Raw genomic sequence first — 14530 nt, forward strand, 5'->3', positions numbered from 1 at the left:
AGCCATGGATGATTTACGGCATCGGCACCGATATCTGCGATGTGCGCCGCATACGCGCCAGCCTGGAAAAGCATGGCGAGCGCTTTGCCCGCAAGGTTCTGGCCGATGGCGAACTGGCGACCTGGAAGGCGCGCAGCGAGCGCTGGCCCGAGCGCGGCATCCGCTATATGGCCACGCGCTTTTCGGCCAAGGAGGCGTTCAGCAAGGCCGTGGGAATGGGCATGGTCATGCCCATGACCTGGCGCCATTGCGAAGTCATCAAGCTGCCCAGCGGCCAGCCTGCGATTCGTCTGCATGGCGAACTCAAGGAGTGGTTCGAGAAAAACAATCTGACGGCGCACCTGTCCGTCACCGATGAATCCGACTACGCAGCCAGCTTTTGTGTCGTCGAAAGAAAAGAATGAAATCAGCCTCTGGTGCCTGATACATAGGCGCTGACAGCTATGGAAATTTTTAAATCATGAGCATGCATGCACCTCTGATCATTGATATTGCCGGCACATCGCTGACTGATGTGGACCGCGCGCGCCTGGCCCATCCTCTGGTGGGCGGCATCATTCTCTTCAAGCGCAACTGGGAGGACCGCAGCGCGCTGGTCCAGTTGTGTGCCGATATCAAGGCCGTCAAGCCCGACCTGCTGATCAGCGTGGACCACGAGGGCGGCCGCGTGCAGCGCTTTCGCACCGATGGCTTCACGCATATTCCGCCGATGCGTGCCTTTGGCGAGATGTGGATGGACGACGGCGTGCGCAGCGGCAAAGGTAAAAAATACCGCGAAGGCAGCGGCGCCATGCGGGCCATGAACGCCGCCACGGCCGCCGGCTATGTGCTGGGCACGGAGCTGCGTGCCTGCGGCGTGGACTTCAGCTTCACGCCCGTGCTGGACCTGGACTATGGCGAATCCTCGGTCATCGGCGATCGCAGCTTTCACCGCGACCCGCGCGTGGTGGCCGCTCTTGCCAGGAGCCTGATGCAGGGTCTGCTGCAGGCCGGCATGGGCAACTGCGGCAAGCATTTTCCCGGTCACGGCTTTGTGAAGGCCGACTCGCATGTGGACATTCCCGTCGACAAGCGCAGCCTGACGGCCATCCTCGACGAAGACGCCGCTCCATATCCCTGGCTGTCCAGCGTGCTCACGGCCGTCATGCCCGCCCATGTGATCTACCCCAAGGTGGACAAGCGCCCGGCGGGCTTCAGCGAGAAATGGCTCAAGGACATTCTGCGCGCCCGTCTGCGCTATGACGGAGCCATCTTCAGCGACGATCTGAGCATGGAGGGCGCGCGCCGCATCGACGGCGCACTCATCAGCTACACCGATGCCGCGTTGACGGCCCTGAATGCGGGCTGCGACATGGTGCTGCTGTGCAACCAGAGCCTGGGTCTGGGCGAGCATGTGGACGAGTTGCTGGACGGCATGGATGCCGCGCTGCGCGACGGCCGCTGGGTGCCCAATATCGACTCCGAGTCGCGCCGTGTCTCGCTGCTGCCCGACACGGAACCTCAGGCCTGGGACGATCTGATGCGCCAGCCTGCCTATCTGCAGGCGCTGGATCTGTTGCCCTAGGCGGCACTGAGCCGGCCCGCCATCCGCTGCCTTTGACGCAAGGGCAGCGGATTTTTTATGCCTTTCGAAGGCTGGGCAGGTCGGCTGCTGAAATTTAAGTCTGGCCTCAGTTAGCCGGCTTAGGGTGTGCTCAGAAGCCTGGCAGCGGCATCGCCGTGGCGCCAGCGGTTCATGAATCACCGAAAGCCTGCATGACTTCCAAGATCCCGGGAACTGAGTCCCGCAAAAACCGGTCGGGCGTGCTGCGCCAGGCCTTTTCGCTGACCCGGCCCTATTTTCAGTCCGAGGAGAAATGGAAGGCCTGGGGGCTGCTGGCCGCCATCGTGGGCCTCAATCTCGCCGCGGTGTTCATGCTGGTGCAGATCAATGAATGGAACCGGGTGTTCTATGACGCATTGCAGAACAAGCAGGCCGAGGTGTTCTGGCAGCAGCTATGGCGCTTTCTCTGGCTGGCTCTGGTGTACATCGTCATCGCGGTCTACAAGTTCTATCTGACGCAGTTGCTGCAGCTCAACTGGCGGCGCTGGCTGACCGAGCATATGTTGCAGCGCTGGCTGTTGGCCAAGGCGTTCTATCGGCTGGAGCTGGGGCGCTATGGCGTGGATGGCAATGCCAAGGCCCCCGACAACCCCGATCAGCGGATTCAGGAGGACCTGAATCTGTTCACCACCTATACCGTGTCGCTTTCCATGGGGCTGCTGAATGCGGTCGTCACCTTTGTGAGCTTCGTCGGCATTCTGTGGAGCCTGAGCTCCGTCGTCGATGTCAGTTGGCCGGCCATGTTCGGCGGCGGGCAGCTGCAGATTTCCGGTTTCATGGTCTGGATGGCCGTGCTGTACTGTCTGGTCGGCAGCGCGATCACCTTCTGGATCGGCAAGCCCCAGGTCCGACTCAACAACCGCCAGCAGCAACTGGAGGCCAACTTCCGCCATCACATGATCCGTGTGCGCGAGCATGCCGAGGCGATCGCCCTGGACGGTGGCGAGCGCGTGGAGGGGGCTCAGATCGGCCTGCGTTTCGGCGACGCCCTGGGCAACTATCTGGACCTGATCAAGAAGCAGAAGAGTCTGGGCTGGTTTACCAATTTCTTCGGCCAGGCAGCCGTGGTCTTTCCCTTCATCATTGCCGCACCGCGTTTTTTCAGTGGCGCCATCCAGCTGGGTCAGCTCATGCAGATAGGCTCGGCCTTCAATCAGGTGCAGGACTCGCTGAGCTGGATCGTCACCAACTACTCCGATATTGCGGCCTGGCGGGCCACGACTGCGCGTCTGGCGGGATTTGACGAGAGCCTGCGTGAGGAGGAGGACAGCCAGGCCGGTGTGCAGCTCGTGCCGTCTGCCCAGTTGCAGACCCAGGCGCTCGATGTTTTCCTGCCCGCAGGCGATCGCATCGTGACGGATGCTAGCCTCCGGATACGCCCGGGCCAGAGGCTGTTGATCAGCGGCCCTTCGGGCAGCGGCAAGTCCACCTTGCTGCGGGCGTTTGCTGGTATCTGGCCCTATGCGCGAGGTCGGGTGGAGCGGCCTCTGGACGTAATGTTCATTCCTCAGCGCCCTTATTTTCCCGACGGCAGCCTGCGCGATGCCCTGGCCTATCCGGAGCCGGCGGCAAGCTACAGCGACGCTGAGCTCAAACAGGTCTTGCGCGAAGCGCAGTTGCCGCAGCTGCAGGAGCGGCTGGACAGCCAGGCGGCCTGGAACAGCAGCCTGTCGGGAGGCGAGCAGCAGCGGCTGTCCGTGGCGCGGGTCTTGCTCAAGCGTCCGGCCTGGGTGTTTGCGGACGAGGCCACGAGCGCGCTGGACAATGCCGCCGAAGCGCAGATCTACAGCCGGCTGGTGCAACTGGTGCAGAGCAGAGGCGGGGCACTGGTCTCGGTGGCGCACCGCGACAGTGTGACGGAGTTCCACACGGCCCGCTGGCTGCTGCAGCCGCAGCAAGGGATCCGGGAGGCCGACCTGCCCGGGAGCCGCTGAGGCAGGCAGGTTCGGGGACAAGCAGTCTCAACCACGGTGCAGGCATGGGAGGCTCTGGCAGCGACTTTCTCGTGGGATGATGTGCATTCGAGAATCTTTGGAGAACGAGCCCATGCGCGTTGGTGTGCTGACCGGTGGCGGCGACTGCCCCGGCCTCAATGCGGTGATCCGTGCGGTCACCAAGTCCCTGATCAACCATGGCCAGTGCGAGGTACTGGGCATTGCCGACGGCTTTGAAGGGTTGATGGATGCAAGTCCGCGCGTCAGAGCGCTGAGCTGGGACGAGGTCAGCGGCATTCTGCATATCGGCGGCACCATCCTGGGCACCAGCAACAGCGCCAACCCGCTGCGCGATGCGGCCACGCTGGCCCAGGTGGGGCGCAATGTCAAGGCGCTGGCACTGGATGTGGTGGTCGCCATCGGCGGCGACGGCACCATGAGCCTGGCCCATGGCCTGGCGCAGGTGGGACTGCAATGCGTGGGCGTGCCCAAGACCATCGATAACGACATTGCCAACTGCGAGCGCAGCTTCGGCTTCGACACGGCCGTGGCCACGGTGACCGAAAGCCTGCGCCGCATCGAGAGCACGGCCATGAGTCACCACCGCGTGATGATCGTGGAGACCATGGGGCGCCACGCAGGCTGGCTGGCGCTGGAGTCCGGCATCGCTGGTGCTGCCGACATCATTTTGCTGCCCGAGATCGATTACGACCTGCAGTCCATCATCAAGGTCTGTCAGGAGCGCGAGCGGCGTCAGCGCTACACCATCATCTGCATCGGCGAGGGTGCCAAGGAAAGCGGCCAGAGCCTGACGGTGCGCGAGCGGATTGCGCACAGTCCCGACCCAGTGCGTCTGGGCGGCGTCGGCCATGTGCTGCGCGAGCGGCTGCAACCCCATCTCCAGAGCGAGGTGCGCACCACGGTGTTGGGGCATGTGCAGCGCGGCGGCGATCCGACGCCGTTTGACCGGGTACTGGCCACGCAGTTCGGCCACCATGCGGCGCAACTGGTGCTGGGCGGCCAGCTGGGCCATATGGTCACGCTGCAGAACGGCCGCATCGGCAGTGTGGCGATTGCCGATGTGGCCAATACCCAGCGCACCGTGCCGCTGGACAGCCCGCTGCTGACCATGGCGCGCGATATCGGAATTTGCTTTGGCGAGGCCTGAGCTGAGCTAAGGTGTGAGCCTGCGCGCACTTTCGGCGCGCCGGAGAAATTCAGCATGGACCGACATGAAGAAGCCGTGATGCAGCTGCTCACGGCCAACGGTGAGACTTTTGTGGCCCCCAAGTACGAGGTGGCCGATGGCTGGCAATGCCCGGCTTTCGTGGCACTGCGCCCGGCTCGTCGCCAGGTCTATGTGGTCGAGGTATCGGCTTCCGGCTATCCGCTGGCGCTGGTCAACCGTCTCAACGAGCGGGTCGAGAAATGGTATGCCCCGCTGCTGTCGCAGCTGCACGGCCTGGGCATCACGCAGCCCGACTGGGAGATTGCCTGCCTGGTGTTTGTGCGCAGCGATCAGATCGACTGGCTCAAGGAACGCATCAAGGACCTGAGCGGCGTGCATGTGCTGGGTCTGGAGCAGGCCAGCAGCCCCTGGGTCTGGGACGATGCGGTCTGGACTTCCGAGATGCGATTCGACGCGGGAAGCATTCCGCAGCGTGGCGGCAAGGCTGTCGGTCTGACGCACTGATACCCACCGAAAAATTTCAAGATATTGGCCTCAATCCCTTTGTCTTGAAGCGATTGAAGCTATCTATTTGGTAGAGATGCTGGCCCATGAACACCACTCACTCGCAGGTAGGCAGATGACTCTTTTCCGAATTCTGATCGCGGCGGCTTTGACCGCCTGCGCCGCTGCCGCCCAGGCTGCAGACTGGCAGATCTGCGATCTCAAGGTGCAGGTGCGAGAAAAGCAAAGCGGTGGCCGCGCGCTGCAGACCCGCGTGCTCGAAGCCAAGGCCAGCGGCGATGCCGAATGCCCGCAACCGGGCACGGCGCTGAGCTTCAGGCCCGAAACGGCAGACTATCAAAGCGAGCTGCCGCGCAGGCAATGGCCCAGTCCCGGTACTGCCGTGACGGTACGCTTTCGCTATCTGGACGGGCAATGCAAGAATCGCGGCGCCTGCCGCATCGAGCATTACTCGCCAATGCCGCACTGAATCTTCAGTCAGCCGCGCCATGCGCTTCATAGCTCGGCGCTGAAAGCGGCCGAATTGCCAAGCTGCAGTCACGAGAGGCTTGCCTGCTCGCCTATGATCGGGGGCTTGGCCCCATATATGCAGGATGCAACCATGACCACCCTAGGAACCCCTCTCTCCCCCAATGCCACCAAAGTCATGCTGCTGGGCAGCGGCGAGCTGGGCAAGGAAGTGCTGATTGCCCTGCAGCGCCTGGGCGTGGAAACCATTGCCGTGGACCGCTATGAAAACGCGCCTGGCCAGCAGGTGGCCCACCATGCGCGCACCATCACCATGAGCGATGCGGCCCAGCTCAAGGCGCTGATCGAAGAGGTCAAGCCCGATCTGGTCGTGCCCGAGATAGAGGCCATTGCCACGCCCATGCTGGAAGAGCTGGAGGCCGCAGGCGTCATCACCTGCATTCCCACGGCCCGCGCCGCGCGTCTGACCATGGACCGTGAAGGTATTCGCCGTCTGGCCGCTGAAACCCTGGGCCTGCCCACCAGCCCCTACCGTTTCTGTGACTCTCTGGCCGAGCTGCAAGCCGCGATCGACGGCAGCGACGGCCAGCCTGCCATCGGCTACCCCTGTGTGGTCAAGCCCGTGATGAGCAGCTCGGGCAAGGGCCAGAGCAAGATCGACGGCCCTGCCGATGTGGCCAAGGCCTGGGATTACGCCATGGCCGGCGGCCGTGTGGCCAAGGGGCGCGTGATCGTCGAAGGCTTTATCGACTTCGATTACGAAATCACCCAGCTGACCGTGCGCGCCAAGGGGGCGGATGGCCAGATCGAAACCCATTTCTGCGATCCCGTGGGTCATATCCAGCAGGCCGGCGACTATGTGGAGAGCTGGCAGCCTCACCCCATGCATCCTGCCGCGCTCGAGAAATCGCGCCAGATTGCCAAGGCCGCCACCGACGACCTGGGTGGTCTGGGCCTGTTTGGCGTGGAACTGTTTGTGAAGGGCGAGCAGGTCTGGTTCAGCGAAGTCTCGCCACGTCCTCATGACACAGGTCTGGTGACGCTGTGCACGCAATGGCAAAGCGAGTTCGAGTTGCATGCCCGCGCGATTCTGGGTCTGCCCGTGGATGCCAGCCTGCGCAACCCTGGTGCCAGTGCCGTGATTTATGGCGGTCAGGATGCCGAAGGCCTGGTGTTTGATGGTGTGGAGCAAGCCCTGGCAGTGCCCGGCACCGATTTGCGCCTCTTCGGCAAGCCCGAGAGTTTCGTCAAGCGTCGCATGGGCGTGGCCCTGGCGCGCGCTGGCGATGTGGAGCAGGCACGTGTGAATGCCAAGCTGGCCGCCAGCAAGGTCAAGCCGCGCCTGCCTTGAGGTAATCAAAAAGGGCTTCTCAGGAAGCCCTTTTGCATGGAGGCCGGGTATCAGCCGATATCAGCCGGTCTCAGCCCGAGGCAGCGGCGCTGCCGCCAGGAGTCGTGATGGCCACCGCGCACGCTTCTTCCTGGCTGGTGGCCGGCGTGTTCTCCGTCACCACCGGCATGCCGCCTTTCCAGCGGCGAATGACGCGCTGGAAGATCAGTGAGTTGGGAATCTGCAGCAGATTGGGCATGCCTGCCGGTGCGCTGTCATCCTGCAAGGTGATGTAGAGCATATTGAGGTCGATCACGCGGCCCTTGGCCCCAGGCTTCTCGGCAGTGTCGAGCACCTCGATATAGTCGCCCAGACGGAAGGGGCCGACGGTGACGATCAGCAGCGCGCAAAACAGATTGGAGAGCACGCTCCAGGCTGCGAAGAAGGCAACGGCACCCACTGTGGCAAAGCCGGTGAAAGCCGTCCAGAGCACGGTAGCCGACATGCCCAGGCGCTCCAGAATCGCCAGTATGGCGGCGGCGATGATGATCCAGCGAAACACGCCGCGCAGCGGCATGAGCAGTTCATGAGGCAGGTCATAGGCCTTGCCTGCACGCGAGATGATGCGCTTGATGAGCCAGTTGATCAGCCAGGCCACCAGGATGATGAGAAAGATCTGAACCCCGGGAATCAGGATTTCAAGCCAGTCCTGCATCCAATCGGGCAGGTGCATTTGAAGACGACGCATAACCAGTCACTCTAGAAAAACGGCAGAGGTCAGCCCAGAAGGGCTGACAGGACAATGCGCCAATCCTAGCGTCTCTTGAGAGCGGAGCTGATAAGTGTCGAATGGGCAGGCAGTGCCGCAACGCAGCTTGGCGGACTGCTAGATCTGTCTCTGCTCTATGGTGTCCATCTGCATCTCGAAGCTGAAGAAGCGGTTGCGCCCTTGAGACTTGGCGGCATACAGGGCTTCGTCGGCTCGCATCAGCATGGATTCGGCGCTGGTGTGCTCGTCGGGAATGCAGGTGGTAATCCCGCCGGAGAGGGTCAGCGGAATATCCTCGGCGGCTCCTGGCGGGCGAATCTTGAGGAACTTGAGCATTTGGCCGAGAGCACGTGCGAACGTCATCGAGCCGGAACGCGGGGTATTGGGCAGGATCATGGCAAACTCTTCACCGCCATAACGTGCGGCGATGTCGCGCGGGCGCACGCAGACTTCGCGTAGCAGACGCCCGACCTGCTTGAGGCATTCGTCACCCTGGACATGGCCGTAGGTATCGTTGAAGTGCTTGAAGTGATCGAGGTCGCAAAGCATCAGCGTCAGCGGCCTGCTCTCGCGCCTTGCCGCAGCAATTTCGGCATGTAGCATGCGATCGAGGCCTCGACGATTGACCAGACCCGTGAGCGCATCGAGCTCCACCATTTCGTTGAGCTTTTGATTCGCCAGATGCAGCTCTGCAGAGACCGTGACTAGGCGACGGCGCATGTCCAGCAGGCGGCGCATGGCGCGCAGCTTGGCGACCAGCACAATGGGTTTGACGGGTTTGACCAGGTAGTCGTCGCCCCCCGCCTCAATACCGCGCCAGACGTCCAGATCGTTGTCCAGGCCGGAGAGAAAGATGATGGGTGTCCACTCGCCGGGCTCGGCCTCGCGCAGCTGACGCGCGACCCAATAGCCGTCTTCGCCGGGGAGGCGGATGTCCAGCAGCACCAGATCAGGTCTTTCGCTGCGAAACAGTGCCAGCGCGGTGCGGCCGTTTTCGGCTTCCAGCACCTGTGTCACACCGGCCTGGCGAAGTTCCGTCACCAGAGCAGCTCGCATGACTGCCTGATCCTCGACGACCAGTACGGAGAACGGCGTCGCAGAATCGGGTGACGAGAACCGTGCCCCGCTGGATTCGATGGCAGACAAAGCTGATGCAGAAGATGGCAGAGCTGTCATGAGAGGAAGGTCAGGGTCAGACTCATCGGTAGTTCAGGCATGGTCTGGGAAATATATTGTTACTTTATACGCCGGTTTCAAGCAACAGGCTTTGTGAATGGTCACGGACATGCTCAGGCCAATGCCAGAGAGGAGTGCGCTTTGCTGCGTTCATCGTGCCAGATGACGAAAGTCTGTGCCGCTGAACACAGCGTCGTCGCGCCCAGTTGATCGATAAAGCGGCAGGCCGCGAACTGCGTCGATCTTGTTTCATAAACCGACACCCACTGCTGGCGTGCAGTCTGAGAGGCGGCAGACAGGGGCCAGCGCCTTTCCTGGCCCGACAGACCGTTCAGGCCCATGCGCCATGGTTTGCCGCTGACTCGGGCGCGAAAGCACTGCTGCTGGTTGCACAGCATGGCGTAGAGCGGATCAACCTCCAGTTGCTGGAACAGCCCCTGGACCTCGGGCGAGGAGGGGGCGAGTGCGGCGTGGGTGACAATGACGCGCAGTCCTTTGGGCGTTTCGTAGACGCGCAAGCCCCAGTCCGGGTGCCTGGCTGAGAACGCCCGAACTTTTGCCAGTGCAATATCCACAGGCGGTGGCAGGCGGGCATTGTTGCGCTGCGTCTGGCGGGCATGCAGCCATTGCTTCAGGCCTGACCAGAAGACCAGGCCGATGCTGGCCACCAACAGCATCAACATCGCCACACCGAGACTCCAGGTCAGCGGGGTCATCCACAGCCAGGGCAGGGCCAGAGCCAGCAGCAGCGACGAAATGACAGGGAAGCGGGCAGGCTTTTTCTGATGTGGAAAGTCGATATCGGCAATGGCCACGTTCTCTGTATTCAGGCAGTGTGCGCCATAGCTGTTGCGCGTCATGACGGATTCATCACGCCGCTCCAACACCTCTTCGCGAATGGGTGTGCCGCCGTCCAGCCCGTATTCGGTGCGCCATTCCATGCGCTCGAAGTATTCGGGCAGGTTGCGCTTGGCAGCGGCAGCGAGAGCTGTCTCCAGTGCCTGCTGTGCTCTTTGCTGAGCATGAGCCTGGGCATCGGACTCGCTGTTGTCAGACCAGCCCCAGCGTTGAACGGTGACGCCATGGCGTACGCCGGTCTGATGACGTAGTCTTGCCTGAGCCCAGTATTGGGGAATCTGCATGTCAAGCAGTATAGCCAGCCAGTATTGCGACAGCCTATTTTGAATCATGGCCGGTGCGCAATCTGGCTGTGCCGGTGGCTATTGGTGTCTCAGTCGCGGATCGTCCTCGGCTCGTCAGGCCATGTTGTTCCGCAACGCCCGAGCCGGGCGCACAGCCGCTTCTCAGACCTCGCGGCGCAATGCCGGGAACAGAATCACGTCGCGGATGCTGGCGCTGTCGGTCAGCAGCATCATGAAGCGGTCGATACCGATGCCGCAGCCGCCGGTGGGAGGCATGCCGTATTCCAGGGCGCGCACAAAGTCGTGGTCGAAGTACATGGCTTCGTCGTCGCCTCCGTCCTTGGCTTCCACCTGGGCATTGAAGCGGGCGGCCTGGTCTTCGGCGTCATTGAGCTCGGAGAAGCCGTTGCCGAATTCGCGGCCCGTGATGTAGAGCTCGAAGCGCTCGGTCACTTCGGGGCGCTCGTCGTTGGCGCGCGCCAGCGGCGAGATCTCGGTGGGGTGTTCCATGATGAAGGTGGGGTTCCACAGCTTATCTTCCACCACCTCTTCGAAGTACAGCACCTGCAGGCTGGCCAGGGTGCGGGTGGACAGCTTGTCCTTGTCTTCCTTCATGCCCAACTTCTTCAGGGCATTGGTCAGCCATTCGCGGTTGCCCACGTTGTCGCCGGCTTCGGTGTATTTGACGATGGCTTCGGGGATGGTCAGGCGTTCGAAGGGCTTGGCCAGGTCCACGGGCTTGCCGCCATAGCTCAGCTCCAGCGTGCCAACGGCCTTCATGGCCGCGTCGCGGATCAGCTTTTCGGTGTAGTCCATCAGATCCTGGTAGTTCCAGTAGGCCGCGTAGAACTCCATCATGGTGAACTCGGGGTTGTGGCGCACCGAGATACCTTCGTTGCGGAAGTTGCGGTTGATCTCGAACACGCGCTCGAAACCGCCGACGATCAGGCGCTTGAGGTAGAGCTCGGGCGCGATGCGCAGGTACATCTCCTGGTCCAGCGCATTGTGGTGGGTGATGAAGGGCTTGGCATTGGCACCGCCGGGGATGGGGTGCAGCATGGGTGTCTCGACTTCCAGGAAGCCGTGTTCGACCATGAAGTCGCGGATGCCGGCCACAGCCTTGCTGCGGGCCACGAAGCGCTTGCGGGCTTCTTCGTCGGTCATCAGGTCCACATAGCGCTGGCGCACCTTCTGCTCCAGGTCGGCCATGCCGTGGAACTTGTCGGGCATGGGGCGCAGGCTCTTGGTGAGCAGGCGGATCTTCGTGGCCTTGATCGACAGCTCGCCGGTCTTGGTCTTCATCAGCTGACCTTCGACGGAGATGATGTCGCCCAGATCCCATTTCTTGAAGTCGGCGTAGACCTCTTCACCCACGGCATCGCGGGTGACATAGGCCTGGATACGACCCGTGGCGTCCTGCACGGTGGCAAAGCTGGCCTTGCCCATCACGCGCTTGAGCATCATGCGACCAGCCACGCTGACGGCGACGGCTGCAGCGTCCAGGGCTTCGGCATCCTTGTCGCTGTGCTCGGCGATCAGGGCTGCGGCGCGATGCTCGGGCTTGAAGTCGTTGGGAAAGGCAACGCCGCCGTTGGCCTTGGAAGACTCGCGCAGGGCTTTGAGTTTTTCGCGGCGCTCGGCGATGAGTTTGTTTTCGTCCTGAGGGGCGGTGTTTTCTGCCGCAGAAGAGATGTTTTGTTCAGTCATGAAAAGAGAGCGCCAGCGACAAGCGCCGGTTGGAGGCCAGGAATGGGGGCACGGCAAGGATAGCCGCTGCCCGAAACCGGTGATTTTAAGTTTTTTGCCGAGTCAGCGGTAAGCGACCGGGCAAAGCGCTCGCAGGAACTGCGGAATGTCGCCTCCATGGCCCAGACTGCAGCCGAGCCAGCCAGCTGAATGCTGCCGAAAAAGTAGTGTTTCTACACCGCCGTTAAAGGGAGGAGTCAAATTCAGGCTTCCTCCTGTGGGCCTGATCCGGTAATGCCGCTTTGCTCCAGCACATCGGCAATCAGCTCCAGTCGCAGCAGCGGGGCATCCAGTGTCATGAGCTGCTGCTTGACCCGCACCGGCAGGGGCAGCATCTCGGCCCAGCGATTGGCAACCCAGGCGCAGTCGTGCATCTGCGTCGGAGTGGGCAGTTGCGCGTGGTCGGGGTCGTGGCTGTGCAAGTTCAGCAAGGCCTGAGCCAGTGCATAGGAGGTGCTGAGCAAATGCTTGGGGACAGTGACCTTGGGGTCGTCGGGCAGCATGGCGACATCGGCTACCCACAGGCCATGCGGCAGTTGCCAGCAGCGCTGGATGTGAAAGCGCTGGACGCCCTTGCATTGCAGGTGCAGCAGTCCGGGCTGAGGGGAATCGAGCTGGGCGATATGGGCCAGCACGCCCTCCGAGTGCAGGCGCTCGGTCTGGGCGCCGGCCTTGCGCACCTCCTGTCCCGACTGCAGCGCAACCACGCCGAAAGGGGCGTCGGCATGCTGGCATTTGCGGATCATGTCCAGATAACGCACCTCGAAGACCTGCAGGCTCAGCAGGCCTTCAGGAAACAGCACCGTGTTCAGCGGGAACAGGGGCAGGGAATGCAGACTTTGTGTATCAGTCATGGTGCCCGGCTATCATCCCACGAATGGGTGAGTTGCTCACTGTTTTCTGAATTGGGTCACATGCTGTTTGAAATCGTTTTGTTTCTGCTGGATGTCGTCGTCGGGTTGATCAGCGGGGCCTGCCTGCTGCGCATGTACATGCAGGCGCAGCGTGTGCCGTTCGGCAATCCCGTGGGACAACTGGTCTTTGCGTTGAGCGACTGGATCGTCATGCCGTTGCGCAAAGTCGTTCCCGCCAAGGGCCGCTGGGACAAATCCAGTCTTATTGCAGCCTTGCTGCTGCAACTGGCGCAGGTGCTGCTGATCTGGCTGCTGCTAGGTGCCAAGGGCTCGGTTCTGGCGCTGCCATGGCTGGCGCTGTGCGGGCTGATCAAGGTCATCCTGTCCGGCATGATGGGCATCTTGCTGATCTACGCCATCCTGTCCTGGGTGCAGCCCTATTCGCCCATCTACGGCGTGCTGCAGCGTCTGGCCGATCCGCTGGTGGCACCGATCCGCAAGGTGGTGCCCCTGATAGGCAATGTGGACTTTTCGGCGCTGATTGCCCTGATTGGCCTGCAGGTGCTGCTGATGGTGCTCAACTATGTGCAGGCTGGCGGCCTGTCCATGATTGCCGGTGTGCGCTAGGGGGCTGCCCGGGCCGGGAAAGCCGTATCGCCTTGAGGTTTGCGGATGAAACCTCGTCAATTCCAAAGCATGCTGTACGGTGTGTTTTGGATGTTCCGAGGCGCTAAAACCGACAAAAAAACGGCTGACGCAGATGAATGCTGCGTCAGCCGTTTTGCTTTTTGCTCGTCCGGTGCTTATTCCACGGCGTCCGCAGGCAGACGTTGCAGCATGGCCAGAGAGCTGGAGACGCGATCACGCAGCTCGCGGCGGTCGACAATCATGTCCACGGCGCCCTTGTCCTGCAGGAATTCGGCGCGCTGGAAGCCTTCGGGCAGCTTCACGCGCACGGTGGTTTCGATCACGCGAGGGCCGGCAAAGCCGATCAGGGCCTTGGGTTCGGCGATTACGATATCGCCCACGAAGGCGAAGCCGGCGGACACACCGCCCATGGTCGGGTCGGTCAGCACGGAGATATAGGGCAGGCCCTTCTTGGCCAGACGTGTCAGTGCGGCATTGGTCTTGGCCATTTGCATCAGCGACAGCAGACCTTCCTGCATGCGGGCACCGCCGGTGGCGGTGAAGCAGATGAAAGGCACTTTCTGCTCGATGGCGGTTTCCACGCCGCGCACAAAGCGTTCGCCGACCACGGAGCCCATGGAGCCGCCCATGAAGTCGAACTCGAAGCAGGCCACGACCACATTGATGCTCTTGACGGAGCCGCCCATGACGATCAGTGCGTCGGTCTCGCCAGTGTTCTCCAGCGCTTCCTTCAGACGCTCGGGGTACTTGCGGCTGTCCTTGAATTTCAGCGGGTCGACAGGAATGACTTCCTGGGCCAGTTCATAGCGGCCTTCGGCATCGAGGAAATGGTTCAGACGCGCGCGCGCGCCGATGCGGTGGTGGTGGCCGCAGGTCGGGCAGACGTTCTGGTTCTTTTCCAGATCGGTCTTGTACAGAACGGTTTCGCAGCTGGGGCACTTGATCCACAGACCTTCGGGAATCTGCTGGTGGCGTTCCGTCGGATTGGTCTGCTGGATTTTTGCAGGCAGAAGTTTTTCAAGCCAGGACATGGTTATTTCCTTTTCAGTTTCCACTGCACTGCGCGCCACCCGCAACCCATGAGGGCGGCGCGGCGCAGGCACTGGCGCAATCCCGGTCAGGGACAGCGAGCAAGGGCCGCCCCGCTGCGAGGCTGTCGTCCCCCTT

The 14530-nt window shown here is 62.1% G+C and carries 14 protein-coding genes; 8 read left to right on the forward strand and 6 right to left on the reverse strand.

Annotated features, from left to right (window positions below; translation table 11 throughout):
- The first annotated feature begins 8 nt into the window (after positions 1 to 8).
- The 7 genes from acpS (at position 9) to purT (ending at position 7049) form a co-directional block, all read left to right on the forward strand.
- The gene (acpS, locus tag FSY45_RS09795) at positions 9 to 404 is read left to right on the forward strand and encodes a holo-ACP synthase (RefSeq protein ID WP_003064212.1); all 396 of its coding nucleotides are present in this window, start codon (positions 9 to 11) and stop codon (positions 402 to 404) included.
- A 56-nt stretch (positions 405 to 460) separates the two neighbouring features.
- Positions 461 to 1564 carry a beta-N-acetylhexosaminidase gene (gene nagZ / locus FSY45_RS09800; RefSeq protein ID WP_046461212.1) on the forward strand — a complete coding sequence of 368 codons (1104 nt, stop codon included), beginning with the start codon at positions 461 to 463 and terminating at the stop codon, positions 1562 to 1564.
- A 191-nt stretch (positions 1565 to 1755) separates the two neighbouring features.
- A complete protein-coding gene (locus tag FSY45_RS09805) occupies positions 1756 to 3537 on the forward strand; it encodes an ABC transporter ATP-binding protein/permease (protein WP_046461213.1) in 1782 nt (593 codons plus the stop codon).
- A 112-nt stretch (positions 3538 to 3649) separates the two neighbouring features.
- Positions 3650 to 4705, forward strand: a complete 1056-nt coding sequence (locus FSY45_RS09810) for a 6-phosphofructokinase (RefSeq protein ID WP_003057959.1) — start codon at positions 3650 to 3652, stop codon at positions 4703 to 4705.
- Between the two features lie 54 nt (positions 4706 to 4759).
- Positions 4760 to 5230 carry a hypothetical protein gene (locus FSY45_RS09815; RefSeq protein ID WP_046461214.1) on the forward strand — a complete coding sequence of 157 codons (471 nt, stop codon included), beginning with the start codon at positions 4760 to 4762 and terminating at the stop codon, positions 5228 to 5230.
- 115 nt (positions 5231 to 5345) lie between these two features.
- Positions 5346 to 5699, forward strand: coding sequence for a hypothetical protein (locus FSY45_RS09820; protein WP_046461215.1), 354 nt, complete (start codon positions 5346 to 5348; stop codon positions 5697 to 5699).
- Positions 5700 to 5831: 132 nt separating this feature from the next.
- On the forward strand, positions 5832 to 7049 hold the full coding sequence (gene purT, locus FSY45_RS09825) for a formate-dependent phosphoribosylglycinamide formyltransferase (RefSeq protein ID WP_046461283.1): 1218 nt from the start codon (positions 5832 to 5834) through the stop codon (positions 7047 to 7049).
- Positions 7050 to 7119: 70 nt separating this feature from the next.
- Here purT and FSY45_RS09830 read toward each other — a convergent pair whose 3' ends face one another.
- The 5 genes from FSY45_RS09830 to FSY45_RS09850 all read right to left on the reverse strand — a co-directional run bounded on the left by FSY45_RS09830 (position 7120) and on the right by FSY45_RS09850 (position 12715).
- On the reverse strand, positions 7120 to 7776 hold the full coding sequence (locus tag FSY45_RS09830) for a mechanosensitive ion channel family protein (protein ID WP_003064226.1): 657 nt from the start codon (positions 7774 to 7776) through the stop codon (positions 7120 to 7122).
- Positions 7777 to 7914: 138 nt separating this feature from the next.
- Entirely contained in the window at positions 7915 to 8973 is a 1059-nt protein-coding gene (locus FSY45_RS09835) for a diguanylate cyclase domain-containing protein (RefSeq protein ID WP_012837272.1), read from the reverse strand.
- A 113-nt stretch (positions 8974 to 9086) separates the two neighbouring features.
- Positions 9087 to 10115, reverse strand: a complete 1029-nt coding sequence (locus FSY45_RS09840) for a hypothetical protein (RefSeq protein ID WP_034361865.1) — start codon at positions 10113 to 10115, stop codon at positions 9087 to 9089.
- Positions 10116 to 10277: 162 nt separating this feature from the next.
- Positions 10278 to 11822 (reverse strand): lysine--tRNA ligase, encoded by a 1545-nt coding sequence (lysS, locus tag FSY45_RS09845; protein ID WP_003064235.1) that lies wholly within the window; start codon positions 11820 to 11822, stop codon positions 10278 to 10280.
- Between the two features lie 242 nt (positions 11823 to 12064).
- Positions 12065 to 12715 carry an LON peptidase substrate-binding domain-containing protein gene (locus tag FSY45_RS09850; protein WP_046461216.1) on the reverse strand — a complete coding sequence of 217 codons (651 nt, stop codon included), beginning with the start codon at positions 12713 to 12715 and terminating at the stop codon, positions 12065 to 12067.
- Between the two features lie 60 nt (positions 12716 to 12775).
- On the opposite strand from FSY45_RS09850, the gene FSY45_RS09855 reads away from it, so the two are divergent.
- Entirely contained in the window at positions 12776 to 13342 is a 567-nt protein-coding gene (locus tag FSY45_RS09855; protein WP_046461217.1) for a YggT family protein, read from the forward strand.
- Between the two features lie 176 nt (positions 13343 to 13518).
- On the opposite strand, the gene accD is transcribed toward FSY45_RS09855, so the two are convergent.
- Positions 13519 to 14394 carry an acetyl-CoA carboxylase, carboxyltransferase subunit beta gene (accD, locus tag FSY45_RS09860; protein ID WP_046461218.1) on the reverse strand — a complete coding sequence of 292 codons (876 nt, stop codon included), beginning with the start codon at positions 14392 to 14394 and terminating at the stop codon, positions 13519 to 13521.
- Positions 14395 to 14530: the final 136 nt, after the last annotated feature.

The sequence above is a fragment of the Comamonas sp. Z1 genome, from assembly GCF_008121555.1.
Taxonomy (GTDB): domain Bacteria; phylum Pseudomonadota; class Gammaproteobacteria; order Burkholderiales; family Burkholderiaceae_C; genus Comamonas; species Comamonas thiooxydans.

Coding starts and splice junctions, on each gene's coding strand:
- acpS (WP_003064212.1), top strand. CDS start 9: ATGATTTACGGCATCGGCACCGATATCTGCGATGTGCGCCGCATACGC.
- nagZ (WP_046461212.1), top strand. CDS start 461: ATGAGCATGCATGCACCTCTGATCATTGATATTGCCGGCACATCGCTG.
- FSY45_RS09805 (WP_046461213.1), top strand. CDS start 1,756: ATGACTTCCAAGATCCCGGGAACTGAGTCCCGCAAAAACCGGTCGGGC.
- FSY45_RS09810 (WP_003057959.1), top strand. CDS start 3,650: ATGCGCGTTGGTGTGCTGACCGGTGGCGGCGACTGCCCCGGCCTCAAT.
- FSY45_RS09815 (WP_046461214.1), top strand. CDS start 4,760: ATGGACCGACATGAAGAAGCCGTGATGCAGCTGCTCACGGCCAACGGT.
- FSY45_RS09820 (WP_046461215.1), top strand. CDS start 5,346: ATGACTCTTTTCCGAATTCTGATCGCGGCGGCTTTGACCGCCTGCGCC.
- purT (WP_046461283.1), top strand. CDS start 5,832: ATGACCACCCTAGGAACCCCTCTCTCCCCCAATGCCACCAAAGTCATG.
- FSY45_RS09830 (WP_003064226.1), bottom strand. CDS start 7,776: ATGCGTCGTCTTCAAATGCACCTGCCCGATTGGATGCAGGACTGGCTT.
- FSY45_RS09835 (WP_012837272.1), bottom strand. CDS start 8,973: ATGACAGCTCTGCCATCTTCTGCATCAGCTTTGTCTGCCATCGAATCC.
- FSY45_RS09840 (WP_034361865.1), bottom strand. CDS start 10,115: ATGCAGATTCCCCAATACTGGGCTCAGGCAAGACTACGTCATCAGACC.
- lysS (WP_003064235.1), bottom strand. CDS start 11,822: ATGACTGAACAAAACATCTCTTCTGCGGCAGAAAACACCGCCCCTCAG.
- FSY45_RS09850 (WP_046461216.1), bottom strand. CDS start 12,715: ATGACTGATACACAAAGTCTGCATTCCCTGCCCCTGTTCCCGCTGAAC.
- FSY45_RS09855 (WP_046461217.1), top strand. CDS start 12,776: ATGCTGTTTGAAATCGTTTTGTTTCTGCTGGATGTCGTCGTCGGGTTG.
- accD (WP_046461218.1), bottom strand. CDS start 14,394: ATGTCCTGGCTTGAAAAACTTCTGCCTGCAAAAATCCAGCAGACCAAT.